The following is a 15217-nucleotide window of genomic DNA, read 5'->3' on the forward strand; positions in this document are numbered from 1 at the left end:
GGCCGGAAGAACGGCCTCTACGGTGAGATCTCCGACGAGCTCGCCGCGTCGATGAAGTCCGGCTGGGCCGACACCGAGCTGCGCGACCTGCAGCCCTGCTCGACCTCCGGGTTTACAGGCCCAGGTCGTCCAGGGTGTAGGCGGTGTAGTAGGGCAGACCCGCCTTCTCGATCGCCGGGGCTGCGCCGCGCTCCACGATCACCGCGACGCCGACCACCTCGGCGCCGGCCTCACGCAGCGCCTCGACGGCGGTGAGCACCGAACCGCCGGTGGTGGAGGTGTCCTCGACCGCCAGCACCCGGCGGCCCTTGACGTCCGGGCCCTCGATCCGGCGCTGCAGACCGTGCGCCTTGCCCGTCTTGCGGACCACGAAGGCGTCGAGCTTGCGGCCGCGGGCGGCGGCGGCGTGCATCATCGCGGTGGCCACCGGGTCGGCGCCCAGGGTCAGCCCGCCCACGGCGTCGTACTCCAGGTCCGCGGTGGCGTCCAGCATGACCTTGCCCACCAGCGGCGCCGCCTCGGCGTCCAGCGTGACGCGGCGCAGGTCCACGTAGTAGTCGGCCTCCAGGCCGGAGGAGAGGGTGACCTTGCCGTGTACGACGGCCTTGTCCTTGATCTGCGCCAGCAGGGCGTCGCGGTCATTGTTCATGAGCAGCCAGTCTAGGCCCCGGAGCCCCTGCGCGACCGCGAAGGGCCCGCACCGGCACGGCGGAACCCGTGGAGCCGGAACCGGCCGCGCATGCGGCCGGTCGCACCCGGGCCAGCGTGCGTGCGCAACCGCGGGTCGCCGGTGGACCCGGTCCCGTCTCCCCTGGGGGCGTCAGCGTCGGCGGAGGGCGCGCACCAGGATCACCGCGCCACCGATCAGCGCCACTCCACCGCCGATCACCCACGGCATCGCGCCGCGGTCACCGATCGGGCCGCCGCTGACCGGGGTCACGTCCGTTCCGGCCCAGCGGGTGGCGGCCCGGTCACGGGCGCTGCGGGCGGGCGGCGCGGGCGCGTACCGGCCGCGCGGCGGGGCGTGGTCCACCTCCTCGGCCGAGCGGCCGACGATGCTCCGGCGCACCGGGCCGGTGAGCGGTTCGTCCGCCGAGCCGAGACCTTGCTCGTACTCCTGCTCGAACTCGTAGGGCAGGCCCGCCGGGGAGTCGGGGATCTCGACCGCCTCCTCGACCGTTTCCTCCTCGGTCTCGCCCGTACCCTGTGCGGCTTCCGCCGCCTCGGTCGCACCGGCCCCTTCCGTCACGCCCGTCTCGGCTGCCTCTTCGGCTGCCTCGGCAGTCTCCTCGGCCTCCGCAGCCTCAGCCGCCCCGGCGGTCGCTTCCTCCGGCTCGGCGGCCCCGGCCTCCGGAGAGGCGGTCTCGGCCTCGGCGGCCTCGGCGGCCTCGGCGGCCTCGGCGGCTTCGGTGGCTTCAGCGGTCTCGGTGGCTTCAGCGGTCTCGGTGGTCTCGGTGGTCTCGGCGGGCTCCTCCTGGCTCTTCGCGAAGACGGCCTCGTCCGAGAAGGGGATCAAGTCGGAGAGGTCCTCGTCCAGGTCGCTGCCGAAGCCCGGGGCGTGGGCCTCCAGGTAGACGACGGTGGCGCCGGGCGGCTCCTCGCCGGCGGCCTCGGCGGCCAGCGCGGCGGCGAACCGCTCCAGCAGTCGACGACCGGCCGCGGCCAGGGTGGCGGAGTCCAGCTCGGCCAGCCGGCCGCTCGCGCTCAGGTCGCCGGTGAACCGCAGGGCGGTGCTCGGCGTCTCCTCGTCGTCGGCCGGGGCGACGGCGATCCTGACGGTCGCGCTCGCCTCGCCGCTGCCCCGCGACTCCTGGCCCTCGCCGAAGGCGGTGAGGACACCCTCCCGTCCCTCGATCAGCGAGAGCACGCCACGGTAGGTGATGGTGGAGCCGCCGATCCGCAGCCGGAGCCGGCCGCCGATCTCGTCGCCGAACGCGTACCGCGAGGCCTTCTTGGCGGCGTTCTTCCGGCTCCGGCCGCCCTTGCCGGACTTCTTGGCGGCGTTCTTCGCGGCGTCCTCGGCGGCGCCGGCCTCGGCGTCCTCATCGGCGTCGGTGCTCAGCCCGGGCACACAGCGGACCAGCAGTTCCGGATCCTGCATGGCCAGCTGGACGACGGCGGCCGGCAGCGGGACGACAACCTCATGCTCCATGCCCGCGAGCCTACCGACCCGTCCACCCGGGGCGAGAGCTAGCGGGCAGGTTCTTGGCACCGGTGCCGTCCCCGTCGCCCGACCGGCTCACTCAGTGCAGTCATCCGACTTCGCCGGGTGCGTGCGCGGCGAGCACCCCGCGGCGGACACCCCGCGGTGGACGCGATGGAACGGGACATCCCGGTAGGCCGTGCGCCCCTGACGCCGTCTCGGATGCCGTCTCGTGCCGCGTCGGACAGAGCGGGCCGGGCGAGCCCGGGCCCGGGCGGAGCAGGTCCGGGACGGCCGCGCTCACCCGAGCAGCGTGATCGGCGCCGCCGCCCCGGTCGGACGGCGCTCGGCCAGCCGCCGGGCGGCCTCGCGCAGCCCGGCGGCGGTCAGCGAGCGCGGCGCCGGGGCGTCCGCACCGAGTGCCAGCACGGGCTGCTCCCGCCCGGCCAGTACGAAGGCCGAACCAGGCAGTGGCCTGCCCGAGCACTGGTGCCCGCCGTCCTCCCCCTGGTACGGGACGGTGCGCAGTCCGACCGCCCGCAGCCCGGCCTCGGCCGACCAGAGCGCGGGACCGACCGGTCCGGTCCGGACCGCCAGGCGCCCGTACGGCGCCAGCCGGCGTGCGGCCAGGCCGTAGAACTCCAGCGACGCGTACTTCTCGCCGCGCCGCCCGTCGGTCCCGGGCAGGTCGGAGACGATGACGTCGAACGGCTCACGCGTCGACCTGCGGTCCGAACGCAGCCAGCGGAGCGGATCGGCGACGACCAGCCGGACCCGTGGGTCGTCGAAGGCGTGCTCGCTGAGCGCGCTGAGCGCCGGGTCCGCGCGTACCAGGGCGGGCAGCGCCGGGTCCTGTTCGACCACCACCACCGACCGCACCCGGGAGTGCCGCAGCACCTCGCGCAGCGCCAGCCCGTCGCCGCCGAGCACCAGGACCCGGGCGCCGGGGCCGGCGGCCAGCGCGGGATGGACCAGCGCCTCGTGGTCCCGGTACTCGTCGGGGCCGCAGACGGCCAACCGGCCGTCCAGGAACAGCTCCAGTGGCGGATCGGAGGGACCGTTCACCCGCGACGGGCCCCCGGTGCGCTGCGGCGGGACCCGGTCGGCGGCTTCGACGACGGCCGGGGCCCAGGGAGCCGCCCAGGGCACGGCGGGCCGGGCGGGTCCGCTCAGCACGATCTCCTGGAACCGGCTCTGGGCGGCGAAGCGGACCTGGGCCCCGTACAGGGCGTGCCGGGCGGCCCGCTCGATCGCACCGGTGAAGGCGGCGGCTGCGGCCAGCGCGGCCAGCACCAGGCCGCAGCCGGTCCACAGCAGCGTCCGGGCCCGGGGCGGCGGCTCCTCCCGGAACAGCCAGAGCACCACGGCCGCGCCCGCGACGGCGTTCACCGCCCCGGTCAGCAGCGCCCCGGTGGCCTGGCCGAAGGTGGGCAGCAGCAGGAACGGGAAGGCCAGCCCGCCGATCAGCGCGCCGACGTAGTCGGCGGCGAACAGGTCGGCGGCGGCGCGGCCGGCGTCCTCGCAGCGGATCCGCTGGATCAGCGTCATCAGCAGCGGGATCTCGGCGCCGATCAGCGCCCCGATCACAAAGGTCATCCCGACCAGTCCGGCCATGGTCGCCCGGTACTGGTCGAGCCAGGCCCAGCAGGAGTACAGCATCAGCACCGAGAGTCCGCCGACCAACGCCAGCGCGCACTCGATCGCGGCGAAGGCGGTGGCCGGGCGGCGGGCCAGCCGCTTGGCGAGCAGCGAGCCGACGCCCATCGCGAAGACCATGACGGACAGCACCACGGAGGTCTGGGTCATCGAGTCGCCGAGCAGGTAGCCGCCGAGGGCGACCAGTTCCAGCTCGTAGACCAGACCGCAGGCCGCGCAGACGAACGCGGCGAGCAGCACCAGCGGCCGGGCCGGCCGGCGCAGCCGCCCGCCCGGTATGGCGTCCCGGGCGCGGACCGCCCCTGCACCGATCCGGCCGATCAGGGCAGGGTCTGCGGAGTCGAGGCCCGGCTGCGCCGGCGGGCCCGCGGATTGGTTGATCATGAACAAACGCTAGGCGACGTACGGCGCTCGGGGCTGCGCCCATTCGGGGGACAGGGTGGCGCGTGGAGTTGACGCCTCATCAGCACGGGTTACCTGCTTGACCCGTCGGGGTGAACCGCCGGGCCGACGGTATCCGGCGGAGCGCTGCGCACCACCAGGGAGGAGCGGGTGCAGACCAGCCGGCCCTCCTGCGGGTACGCGTGCCAGGTCCGCCACAGCACGCGGTGCTGGTCGCCATGGGCCATCAGGGCGGTGAAGGCGCTCGGATCGCCGGGGAAGACCCCGGCCAGCGCCCGGGGGTGGCCCTCGACCAGCGACAGCAGTTCCTGGGCCCTGGCGGCGAAGATGTGCCGTGGCAGTTCCTCGATCCGGGCGGCGAACTCGTACTCCCAGCCCGCCACCTGCTTGGCCACCCGGGCCGGGAGCGGTGTCCGCTGCCCCGGCATGCAGGCGACGGTCTCGAGGCACTCGCCCGGTCTCGCGGCCAGGATCACCTGGTGGGAGGCGCCGAGCAGGCGCAGCTGCAGCGTCCCACCGGCCCGCGCGGCCGGCGCGTCGTCCTCCCTCCGGCCGCCTGGACCGCTCCGGGTGTCCATGCCGTCCGGGCTGTCCAGGATCAGGTTGTGTACGGCGAGCGCGGGCAGCGGGTCGCCGCCCAGGCGCCAAGCCAGGTCACCGGCGCAGGTGTCGGTGTAGGAGGTCTGCAGTGTGGTGAGCATGCTCGACTCCGCTTTTCAACTCCGTGCGCGCCGGCCGAGCAGCAGACCCCGCTGATGGCGGGCTGTAGAAGGCTGTGCTGCGGTCACTGGCGCGGCCGACCATGGAAGGAAGGATTCCGGCTGGAGATTCAGCAGCAGAGAAGCACGAATTCTCCGGGTCCGTCAGGGATTTACCCATCTTTGCCAGCCATTCACCGTTCTGGATGCAGCCGCGTTCGCGGTCTGATCAGAGGCATGAACAAGTCTGTCCGATGCGAGCCTATTCATGCCGGGTGCACGTCCCAGGCGCCCGGCGTGCGCCTCGCGCGCCCGGCGTGACTGGTGTGAACTGGCGGGCAGTTGTGAGTTATGCGCCCTCTCGGTCGAGCTGACGCACCGGGAACCGATCCTGATCATTCCGCTTGCGCCCGATGGTCCACCGGGGAACGGCGGGCACCCCGCCGAGCGGTCCGGCGCTCGACCGGGCAGCGGTGGCCGGGACGGGGGAAGCGGCGGCCGCCGACGGCCGGGCCCGGGGCATCCCGGGACGGCGCGGCGGCCGCGGCCAGCGCTCGGTGCCCGCCGCTGGCGGTCGGTGGTGAGGCCCCAGCCGACCTGTTCGCCCCGGTAGGCGATCTCTGCCGCATCGGTGTGAACTCGCCGCCCGTTGCCGGGGATTGAGCGACGCGGCGCCATTCGCCGACCGGGCTCAGAGCCGCCCGAGCCGTTCGACGGCCTCCCGCAGGACCTCGCCCCGCTTGCAGAAGGTGAACCGCACCAGGCTGCGCCCGGCCTCGGTGTTGTCGTAGAAGACGACGTTGGGGATGGCGACCACACCACAGCGTTCGGGCAGCGAGCGGCAGAACTCCAGGCCGTCCTTCTCGCCGAGCGGGGTGATGTCGGTGGTGATGAAGTACGTGCCCTCTGGGCTGAAGACCTGGAAGCCGGCGGCCGACAGGCCGTCGGCGAGCAGGTCGCGCTTGCGCAGCAGGTCGGCGCGGAGGGCGTCGAAGTAGCCGTCGGGCAGGTGCAGGGCCTCGGCCACGGCGTACTGGAAGGGGCCGGCGCTGACGTAGGTGAGGTACTGCTTGGCCGTGCGGACCGCCGAGACCAGGGGAGCGCTCGCGGTCACCCAGCCGACCTTCCAGCCGGTGAAGGAGAAGGTCTTGCCGGCCGATGAGATGGCGACGGTGCGCTCGCGCATACCGGGGAGGCCCGCGATCGGGTGGTGTCCCGTGGCGAACACCAGGTGCTCGTAGACCTCGTCGGTGATGACCAGCAGGTCGTGCTCGACGGCGAGTTCGGCGATGGCGGCGAGCTCCGCGGGGGTGAGGACGGTGCCGGTGGGGTTGTGCGGGGTGTTGATCAGCAGCAGACGGGTGCGCGGGGTGATCAGCGAGCGCAGCTCGTCCAGGTCGGGGCGGAAGGACGGCTGGCGGAGCGTCAGCGGCACGCGTACGGCGCCGGCCATCGCGATGCAGGCGGCGTAGGAGTCGTAGAAGGGCTCGAACGCGATCACCTCGTCGCCGGGTTCGAGCAGTGCCAGCAACGCGGCGGCGATGGCCTCGGTGGCACCGGCGGTGACCAGTACCTCGCTGTCCGGGTCGTACGCCAGCCCGTAGAACCGTTGCTGGTGTTCGGCGATGGCGGTGCGCAGCCCGGGGATGCCCGGGCCGGGCGGGTACTGGTTGCCGCGTCCGGTCAGTACCGCCTCGGCGGCGGCCTCGGCGATCTCCCGGGGCCCGTCGGTGTCCGGGAAGCCCTGGCCGAGGTTGATCGAGCCGGTGGCCGCGGCCAGCGCGGACATCTCCGCGAAGATCGTCGTCCCCAGCCCCGCCAGCCTGCGGTTCAACAGCGGTCGCGCACCCATCTCGGCTCCTCGCGGTTCGTGGTGCGACCATCCTCCGGGTGCGGGCGGAGGACGACAAGTCCACTGCGGGAGAAGCACATCGCGTCCGTCGCCGCCACGCGCCGGTCGGCGGGAACGTCTGGAGAGCGGTCGGCGCGGGGCCAAGGAACGTCCGATGATCCGGAGAGCGGAGAAACGACGGACAGTCTCCCGCGCGGCGTGTCCCGCGCGTGGCACCCCAACGGGGTACCGGCCGGGGGGCGGACAGTTGACGAGGGGTCCGGGCGGATCCGGGGCCGCACGCCGACCACGGAGGCCGGCGCCCGATCCCCTCCCGCGGCGGGGCCGCCACGGTGTCGGACAGCGGCTTGGGGACGGGCCCCGACGCGTCCGGGCCCGCCGCCCCCGGGCGGGGGTGGCGGGCCCGGACGCGTGCGCGCGGGGTCAGCCCTCGTCGGAGGAGTCGTCCTCGCCCTGCTCGCCCTCGATGTCCTTCTGCAGCCCGAGGCGCTCGATGATCCACTGCTCGAAGCCGACGGCGGCCTGGGTCCAGTTGGCGGTGGTGGTGACGAAGTAGTCCAGGTTGACGCCGGTGCCGACGATCATCTGGGCCTCGCCGATCAGGCGGACCACGCCGTCCTCGTGGGTGTGGGTGTAGACCTTGGGCCAGAGGGTCTCGCGGTTCCACTCGTCGATCAGGTCGAGGATCTCGTGCTTGTCCTCGAGCGGGTACGCGCGGTCGTAGAAGGCGCGCACCGCGAAGAGTTCCTTCTGCTCACCGCGGAACATGTAGTAGACGCGGAAGCCGTCCCACGGCGCGGTGAGGTCGCCTTCGTCGTCCACCAGGTGCTTGAGCTGCATCTGGTCGAGCAACTGCGCCACCAGGGCCTGGTCGGGGACGACCACGGGCGGCGGACCGGCGGGGCGGCCACCCTGCGGGGGCTGCGGCGCGCCGAAGGAGGGGATGGACGACGGGTCGATGCTCATGATGGGAGGTCCTTCGTATTCTCAGTGCACAAGGGTGGCTGGAACTGAGGGGCCGCCCTTCCATGTCCCCATCCTGCCTCATTCCGCGCTCACGACACAGGGGACGCCTGCGCGTCCGCCCGGAAGATCCAGAACGGGCCGGTTTGCCGGTCCTGGACCGTCCTCGCGACCACCCCGGGAACCGCCTCGGCGACGTCCCGGAGGAGGTCGTTGCACAGGTCATCCCGCAGGTCAACGCACAGGTCATCGCGCAGTTCGTGGAGCCGGGGCCGGGACGGTGCGTCCCGGCCCCGGGGTCACTTCTCCAGCGAGGTCACCGGGTGCTGGGCCCGTACGGTGAGCTGGTCGCCGGCCTCGTCGCGCTCGACCACCACGGTGTCCCCGTCGCGGACCTGGCCGGCCAGGATCGCCCGGGCCAGCTGGTCGCCGATCGCGGACTGCACCAGCCGCCGCAGCGGCCGCGCCCCGTAGGCCGGGTCGTAACCGGTCAGTGCCAGCCAGTCGCGGGCCGCCTCGGTGACGTCCAGGGTGAGTCGGCGCTCGTGCAGCCGTGCGCCGAGCCTGGCGACCTGGAGGTCGACGATCCGGCTCAGCTCGGCGGTGCCGAGGGCGTCGAAGACCACGATGTCGTCCAGCCGGTTCAGGAACTCCGGCTTGAAGGCACTGCGCACGGTGTCCAGCACCAGCTCCTTCTTCCGCTCCTCCGGGGTGCCCGGGTCGACCAGGTACTGGCTGCCGAGGTTGGAGGTGAGGATCAGGATGGCGTTGCGGAAGTCGACCGTCCGGCCCTGGCCGTCGGTGAGGCGGCCGTCGTCCAGCACCTGGAGCAGCACGTCGAAGACCTCCGGGTGGGCCTTCTCCACCTCGTCCAGCAGCACCACGCTGTACGGGCGGCGCCGGACCGCCTCGGTGAGCTGGCCGCCCTCCTCGTAGCCGACGTACCCGGGCGGGGCGCCGACCAGGCGGGAGACCGAGTGCTTCTCGCCGTACTCGCTCATGTCGATCCGGACCATCGCCCGGTCGTCGTCGAAGAGGAAGCCGGCGAGGGCCTTGGCGAGTTCGGTCTTGCCGACACCGGTCGGGCCGAGGAAGAGGAACGAGCCGGTCGGGCGGTCCGGGTCGGAGAGGCCGGCCCGGGTGCGGCGCACGGCGTCCGAGACGGCCTGGACGGCTTCCTTCTGGCCGATCAGGCGGCGGCCCAGCTCCTCCTCCATGCGCAGGAGTTTGGCGCTCTCGCCCTCCAGCAGCCGGCCCGCCGGGATGCCCGTCCAGGAGGCGACCACATCGGCCACGTCGTCCGGACCGACCTCCTCCTTGACCATCGCGGCACTCGCGTCCTCGTCCGCCGCCCTGGCCTGGGCGTCGGCCAACTCCCGTTCGGCGGCCGGGATCTCGGCGTACATCAGCTTGGAGGCGCGCTCGAAGTCGCCGTCGCGCTGGGCCCGTTCGAGCAGGCCGTGCAGGTCGTCCAGGCGCTCCTTGAGCTCACCGACCCGGTTGAGGCTCTTCTTCTCCTGCTCCCAGCGGGCGTTGAGGGTGCTCAACTCCTCCTGCTTGTCGGCCAGATCGCGGCGCAGCTTGCCCAGCCGCTCGACCGAGGCCGGGTCGGACTCCTTCTCCAGCGCCAGCTCCTCCATCCGCAGGCGGTCCACGGCGCGCTGGAGCTGGTCGATCTCGACCGGGGAGGAGTCGATCTCCATCCGCAGCCGGGAGGCGGACTCGTCCACCAGGTCGATGGCCTTGTCGGGCAGGAAGCGGGCGGTGATGTAGCGGTTGGACAGGGTGGCGGCGGCGACCAGGGCGGCGTCCGAGATCTGCACCTTGTGGTGCGCCTCGTAGCGGCCCTTGAGCCCGCGCAGGATCGCGATGGTGTCCTCGACGCTGGGCTCGCCGACCAGCACCTGCTGGAAGCGGCGCTCCAGCGCCGGGTCCTTCTCGATCCGCTCGCGGTACTCGTCCAGCGTGGTGGCGCCGACCATGCGCAGCTCGCCGCGGGCCAGCATCGGCTTGAGCATGTTGCCCGCGTCCATCGCGGAGTCGCCGCCCGCACCCGCGCCGACCATGGTGTGCAGCTCGTCGATGAAGGTGATGACCTGGCCGTCGCTGTCCTTGATGTCGTTCAGGACGGCCTTCAGGCGCTCCTCGAACTCGCCGCGGTACTTGGCTCCGGCGACCATCGCACCGAGGTCCAGGGCGACCAGCCGCTTGCCGCGCAGCGACTCGGGCACGTCACCGGCGACGATCCGCTGGGCCAGCCCCTCGACCACGGCGGTCTTGCCGACACCCGGGTCGCCGATCAGCACCGGGTTGTTCTTGGTGCGGCGGGAGAGCACCTGGACCACCCGGCGGATCTCCTGGTCCCGGCCGATCACCGGGTCCAGCTTGCCGTCGCGGGCGGCCTGGGTGAGGTCGGTGCCGTACTTCTCCAGCGCCTTGTACGTGCCCTCCGGGTCGGGGGAGGTGACCCGGGCGCTGCCCCGGACGTCCTTGAACGCGGCCAGCAGTGCCTTGGGGGTCGCGCCGTGCTGCTTCAGCAGGTCGGCGACCGGGCCGCCCTCGGCGGCCAGGCCGACCAGCAGGTGCTCGGTGGACACGTACTGGTCGTCCAGGTCCTCGGCGCGCTTGCCGGCCTCGGTGAGCACGGCCATGGTGTCCCGGGCGAGCTGCGGTGCGGACACGGTCGAGCCCATGGCACTGGGCAGCGCGGTCAGCTGCCGGCGGGCGGCGGCGGTGACGGCTGCGACGTCCGCGCCGACCGCCTCGAGCAGGGGGCGGGCGATGCCCTCCGGCTGCTCCAGCAGGGCCAGCAGGATGTGCACCGGCTTGACGTCCGGGTTACCTGCGGCGCTGGCCTGGCGGATCGCGGCGGACAGGGCGTCCTGGGTCTTGCTGGTGAACTTGCTGGCATCCACTGCTGGCGTGCTCCTCTCAAAATGGTGACTCGTACAGCATGCACTAAGTTGAGTCTATTCCACTCAGGTTTGCTCCGGGAGGCCGGGTGCGGCCCGGGCGGCGCGGGGAGCCGCGCGTGGCGGACGGCCGCTGCGCCCGGAGCGTCCCGGCGGGCCGTGCGCAGCCGGGGCTACCTTCTCGAGGCTCCCGCGTCCCCCGTCCGTCCGGTCTTGCGGGTGAGGCCCAGCAGGGTGCGGGCGGGCCCGCTGGGGCGCTGGCCGGCGGGCCAGACCGCGCGCAGCGGGCGGTGCAGGTCGACCCCCTCCAGCGGTACGGACACCAGCCGCCCGGTGGCCAGTTCCTCGACCACCACCAGTTCGCTCAGGCAGACCGGCCCGGCACCGGTCATCGCGGCCGCCTTGAGTGCGGTGGAGGAGGCCAGCTCCAGTCGGGGCGGGGCCGTGCCGCCGAAGGGCGTCAGCGCCTGGTCGAGCACCTCGCGGGTGCCGGACCCCGGCTCGCGCAGCACCAGCGGGGTCGCCGCCAGTTCGGGCCCGGTGATCACCGAGCGGCGCGCCCAGGGGTGGTCCGGTGCGACCACGACCACCAGCCGGTCGGCGGCCACCACCGCACCGGACAGCCCGGCGGGCGACCGCGGGCCCTCCACGAAGCCGAGGTCCGCCTGCCCGGCCAGCACCTGGGCGGCGACATCGGCGGAGTTGGCCGTCCGCAGCGTCACCGCCGTGCCGGGGTTGGCCTCGTGCAGAGCCAGCAGCCACCCCGGCATCAGGTACTCGGCCACCGTCAGGCTGGCCACCACCCGCAGCCGGGCGTCCCGGCTCCCGCGCAGTGCGTCGATGCCCGCGTCCAGTGCCTGGGCCGCCTCCACCACGCCGCGCGCCCACTCCACCACCAGCTGCCCGGCCTCGGTCGGCCGTGAACCGCGGGGCGACCGCTCCAGCAGCGCCACCCCGATCTGCCGCTCCATCCCCTTGATCCGGGCGCTCGCGGCCGGCTGGCTCACGCCCAGCTCCGCCGCCGCCCGGCCCACACTGCCCAGCCGGGCCACCGCCAGCAGCAGTTCCAGCGCGCCGAGCTCGGGAACGTGGGTTGAGAGAGCCATAGGGCCAGCCTATGTCTTCATCGGCCGGGCCGGGCCGTGCCGTCGCCGACCCCGGCCAGGTGGCCCCACCTAGCAGTTGTCAAGTGCGCGTCAGCAAGTACAAATGCTGGTAAAGACGGGGAAACCCCATGGCCGCCCGGCCCGGCTCCCTGCATGTTCCTGCACTTGCGGGAACCTGCAACCGGACGCCACTTGTTCCGTCAGCCTCCCGCTGTGAGGGTGGAGCCACGCCAGGTCGTCCAGGCAACCGCAGCCTGAGGACGGCGACTTGCTCTTCAACGTGGGTGCGCAGGGTCTTCGGACCATGCCGACGCGCATCGGGGGGAAGAGCGCCGGACGGGACGCCATGTGTGGTGATGGCCCCCGGAACCGGAGTCGGAGAGGCGTTGCTGCTCCGCCTCTCCGAAAGCGCCTCGGCAATGGCGTGCCGCAGCGGGCTTCCCGCGGGTTTCAGAGCGCAGCCGCGCCTGGCCCCGGGGGGCCCGCAGCTACAGGGCTCCAGCGACTCCGACGGCCGAGCCTGCTGAGATCATGATCCAGAACGGCAGAGGACGGCAGAGGGAAGTCGGCAGGGGTGCTCGAATTGGGTGCGGATCCGGTGGCCGACCAGGGATCCGGAGTACCGGGTGAGGCCGCCCGCCGGCTCTATCTGGCGGTGCTCGCCGAAGGCGGCCGGATACCGGCCACGGGCATCTCCGCCGCGGACTCGGCGGCCCGGGACGAACTGGTCCGGATCGGCCTGTTGATGGAGAACCCGCTCGACGACGCGTACTTCGCGGTCAGCCCGCGCGCGGTGGCCGAACGGATCGGCGCCCGGCTGCGCTCGTCGGCCACCCGCCTGCTGCTGGAGGCGGAGGAACTCCCGACCGTCCTGGACGGACTGGCCCGCGCGTACGACTCGGTCCGAAAGCCCCCCGTGGACCCGTTGGCACCGGTGGTCCTGGAAGGCGGCGAACGGATCCGCCACCGGGTCGCCGAACTGGTCTCGGAGTGCCGGCACGAACTGCTCACCGCCCAACCGGGACCGAGGCAGCCCGAGACCATGACCCTGGCCCGGCGCCAGGATCTGGAGCTGGTGCGCCGGGGTGCGTCGCTGCGCGCGCTCTACCAGCCGGTGGTGCTGGGCGAACCGGCCACCGTGGACTACGCGGTCGCGATCACCGAACACGGCGGCGAGGTCCGGGTGTTGGACGAGCCGTTCCAGCGGATGATCATCATCGACCGTGCCGTGGCCGTCGTCCCGGCGGCCGACGACCACAGCCGGGCCGCCTTCCTCACCGACCCGGCCGTCCTGTCCTTCCTGCTCGCCGTCCACGAGCGGGACTGGGCCCGCGCCGATGCCGTCCGCTGGTCCGCCCCCAAGGCGCGGACCACTACCCACTCCGCCCCCGACCGGGTCGGCCGCCTGCTCGCTGCCGGCCTCACCCAGCGGGCCGTCGCCACCCGGCTGGGACTCGGCGAGCGCACGGTCGCCGGACACATCGCCCGGCTGCGGGCCCGCTACGGCGCCCAAACGCTTTTCCAGCTCGGATGGTTGATGCGGGGTGAGGGGCGTGACGGTGAGTGAGGCCGGGCTGGTCGCGTTGCCGGACGAGGCCGAGCGGGCGTTGTACTTCGCGGTGCTGGAGCAGGGCGGACGGGTGCTGTTCCGGGACGTCGCCGAGTCGGACGCGCCGGCGGTGCTGCGGCTGCTCGAGCTCGGGCTGCTGGTGCACCACACCGAGGACGCCTCCCTGACGGCGGTGAACCCGCGCTCGGTCGGCGAGCGGATCAGCGCCGGGCTGCGGGCGGCGGGCACCCAGATGCTGGTTCAGGCGGAGCAGATGCCTTCGCTACTGGGCGAGTTGACCGAGGCCTACGACGCCTCTCCGCGCAAGGTGGACCGCTCCAGCGAGGTGCAGCACGTCGACGACATGGAGGAGATCCGGCATCGGATCCTCCAGATCGAGGCCGACAGCCGAGAGGAGATATCGGCGGCGCAGCCCGGACCACGGCCGGCGGGACATCTGGCCCAGTCGATGGAACGTCTGCGTCGGTTCCTCGACAGGGGTGGCAGCAGCCGGACGATCTACCAGCCCGAGGTCAGGGATGATCCGTCAACTCTCCAGTACGCGGCGGTCACCAGTGAATGGGGCGAGCAGATCAGGATCCTGGCCGAACCGTTCACCCGCATGCTCATCTTCGACCGGCGGATCGCGGTGATCCCGGCCGCCGCGGACAACAGCAGTGCGGCGTTCATCGAGGACCCGGCGGTGGTGGCCTTCCTGGTGGGCGTGTTCGAGCGGGACTGGGAGCGGGCCGAGCGGGTCCAGTGGCGCAGCGCCAAGCCGGAAGGCGGCGCGGTCCCGGCCCATGAGCAGGTCGGCCGGCTCCTGGCTCAAGGGCTGACCCAGCGGGTGGTAGCCGGTCGGCTGGGGCTGAGCGAGCGCACGGTCGCGGGTCATATCTCCCGGCTGCGCGAGCTGTACGACGCCCAGACGCTGTTCCAACTCGGCTGGCAGATGCGGGGAAGCGAGGTGCCGTCGGGTGAGTGACGCGCGGTGGTCAGCCGGTCGCTACCTCGGAGCCCCAGTAGTCGAACGGGCCGGAGGCCGGGCGCTCCTGGCGGGGCGTCGGGAACGCGTCACCGGGGGCGGTCCAGAAGCCCTCGCGAAGGGAGAGGGCCATGCCCGCCCAGTCGAGCGCGGTCTCCACGGTGTGGCGCAGCGCCTCCTGGGACCAGGTGTCGTCGAAGACCAGCGGCAGCACCGGTGCGACCTGCTCGATGGTGGCGATCAGCGGGTTGTGCGTGATCGCCTCGTCCACCAGCAGCACCACCGGCTTGCGCAGCGCGGAGGCCCAGCCGAGCTCCAGGCTCACACCGGCCGAGAGCGGGGCGCCGACGTAGGCGAAGACCAGGTCGGCGGTCTGCAGCGCGCGGAAGTCGGACGGCACCCGGGGCTCGGGGGCCCGTCCCTCCACGGTCCAGGCGTCGCTGTGGTGAGCGCTGTACACGGCCGCGCCGCTGCGGAGCAGCGTCGAGCGGAGGGTGGTCAGCCTGGTCCGGCTGGCCAGGGTCACCACGCTGTCGGCCGGACCGGTCAACCGCATCAGCGGCGCGGCCAGGAACACCCGTGCGCGCCGACCCTCGGGGGTCTGGACGGCGCGCTGGCGCAGGTAGGGCTCACTCATGTCGACTCCGGGGGACGGCCGACCGGGTATCGGGGGATACCGGCAGGCTCTGTTGATGGGGGCAACTCAAGCAAAAACTTGATGGTGCGCTGCTATCTCGAGATATTTGAAGGTACATCGGCAAGAATGGCGATCTTGGCGAGACTATCGGGAGCGAACTGATCGTCCATCGAGGGCGGCGGCCGCGTCCAGGTTTGCGTCCTGTCATCTGGATGCCTGGCAGGGAGATGACGCACTGTCGACGGGCTGACGGATGACACCGCCTCGCAAGTGCGGCATCATGTGGGCGCCAGTTCTATAAAGTTCGACTCGCG

Annotated in this window: 11 protein-coding genes; 2 read left to right on the plus strand and 9 right to left on the minus strand. The window is 72.7% G+C overall.

Annotation, left to right across the window (positions count from 1 at the left end):
* Positions 1-112: 112 nt before the first annotated feature.
* From pyrE to ACWDAK_RS34410, 8 genes are all read right to left on the minus strand, one after another.
* Complete coding sequence (gene pyrE / locus ACWDAK_RS34375) at positions 113-649, minus strand: orotate phosphoribosyltransferase (protein ID WP_344639196.1); 537 nt, start codon at positions 647-649, stop codon at positions 113-115.
* A gap of 171 nt (positions 650-820) precedes the next feature.
* Positions 821-2152: an SRPBCC family protein gene (locus ACWDAK_RS34380; RefSeq protein ID WP_427395727.1), complete on the minus strand. Its 1332-nt coding sequence runs from the start codon at positions 2150-2152 to the stop codon at positions 821-823.
* A 291-nt stretch (positions 2153-2443) separates the two neighbouring features.
* Positions 2444-4183 (minus strand): spermine/spermidine synthase domain-containing protein, encoded by a 1740-nt coding sequence (locus ACWDAK_RS34385; protein ID WP_427395728.1) that lies wholly within the window; start codon positions 4181-4183, stop codon positions 2444-2446.
* Between the two features lie 89 nt (positions 4184-4272).
* Positions 4273-4902, minus strand: coding sequence for a DUF2617 family protein (locus tag ACWDAK_RS34390; protein WP_344639199.1), 630 nt, complete (start codon positions 4900-4902; stop codon positions 4273-4275).
* A 688-nt stretch (positions 4903-5590) separates the two neighbouring features.
* Positions 5591-6751 carry a pyridoxal phosphate-dependent aminotransferase gene (locus ACWDAK_RS34395; protein ID WP_427395729.1) on the minus strand — a complete coding sequence of 387 codons (1161 nt, stop codon included), beginning with the start codon at positions 6749-6751 and terminating at the stop codon, positions 5591-5593.
* 423 nt (positions 6752-7174) lie between these two features.
* A complete protein-coding gene (locus tag ACWDAK_RS34400; protein ID WP_344639201.1) occupies positions 7175-7717 on the minus strand; it encodes a type III secretion system chaperone family protein in 543 nt (180 codons plus the stop codon).
* Positions 7718-8013: 296 nt separating this feature from the next.
* Positions 8014-10629, minus strand: a complete 2616-nt coding sequence (gene clpB, locus ACWDAK_RS34405; RefSeq protein ID WP_344639202.1) for an ATP-dependent chaperone ClpB — start codon at positions 10627-10629, stop codon at positions 8014-8016.
* A 170-nt stretch (positions 10630-10799) separates the two neighbouring features.
* Positions 10800-11732, minus strand: coding sequence for a LysR family transcriptional regulator (locus ACWDAK_RS34410; protein ID WP_344639203.1), 933 nt, complete (start codon positions 11730-11732; stop codon positions 10800-10802).
* 598 nt (positions 11733-12330) lie between these two features.
* On the opposite strand from ACWDAK_RS34410, the gene ACWDAK_RS34415 reads away from it, so the two are divergent.
* Positions 12331-13299: a LuxR C-terminal-related transcriptional regulator gene (locus ACWDAK_RS34415; RefSeq protein ID WP_427395730.1), complete on the plus strand. Its 969-nt coding sequence runs from the start codon at positions 12331-12333 to the stop codon at positions 13297-13299.
* Complete coding sequence (locus tag ACWDAK_RS34420) at positions 13286-14266, plus strand: LuxR family transcriptional regulator (protein ID WP_344639205.1); 981 nt, start codon at positions 13286-13288, stop codon at positions 14264-14266. Before ACWDAK_RS34415 ends, ACWDAK_RS34420 begins: the two co-directional genes overlap by 14 nt.
* A 10-nt stretch (positions 14267-14276) precedes the next feature.
* On the opposite strand, the gene ACWDAK_RS34425 is transcribed toward ACWDAK_RS34420, so the two are convergent.
* Complete coding sequence (locus tag ACWDAK_RS34425) at positions 14277-14903, minus strand: hypothetical protein (RefSeq protein ID WP_344639206.1); 627 nt, start codon at positions 14901-14903, stop codon at positions 14277-14279.
* Positions 14904-15217 lie beyond the last annotated feature (314 nt).

This window comes from Kitasatospora sp. NPDC001175, from assembly GCF_053598215.1.

What these genes read in the sequence shown, in the direction of transcription:
- pyrE (WP_344639196.1), bottom strand. Translation starts at nt 649, where the DNA reads ATGAACAATGACCGCGACGCCCTGCTGGCGCAGATCAAGGACAAGGCC.
- ACWDAK_RS34380 (WP_427395727.1), bottom strand. Translation starts at nt 2,152, where the DNA reads ATGGAGCATGAGGTTGTCGTCCCGCTGCCGGCCGCCGTCGTCCAGCTG.
- ACWDAK_RS34385 (WP_427395728.1), bottom strand. Translation starts at nt 4,183, where the DNA reads ATGATCAACCAATCCGCGGGCCCGCCGGCGCAGCCGGGCCTCGACTCC.
- ACWDAK_RS34390 (WP_344639199.1), bottom strand. Translation starts at nt 4,902, where the DNA reads ATGCTCACCACACTGCAGACCTCCTACACCGACACCTGCGCCGGTGAC.
- ACWDAK_RS34395 (WP_427395729.1), bottom strand. Translation starts at nt 6,751, where the DNA reads ATGGGTGCGCGACCGCTGTTGAACCGCAGGCTGGCGGGGCTGGGGACG.
- ACWDAK_RS34400 (WP_344639201.1), bottom strand. Translation starts at nt 7,717, where the DNA reads ATGAGCATCGACCCGTCGTCCATCCCCTCCTTCGGCGCGCCGCAGCCC.
- ACWDAK_RS34410 (WP_344639203.1), bottom strand. Translation starts at nt 11,732, where the DNA reads ATGGCTCTCTCAACCCACGTTCCCGAGCTCGGCGCGCTGGAACTGCTG.
- ACWDAK_RS34425 (WP_344639206.1), bottom strand. Translation starts at nt 14,903, where the DNA reads ATGAGTGAGCCCTACCTGCGCCAGCGCGCCGTCCAGACCCCCGAGGGT.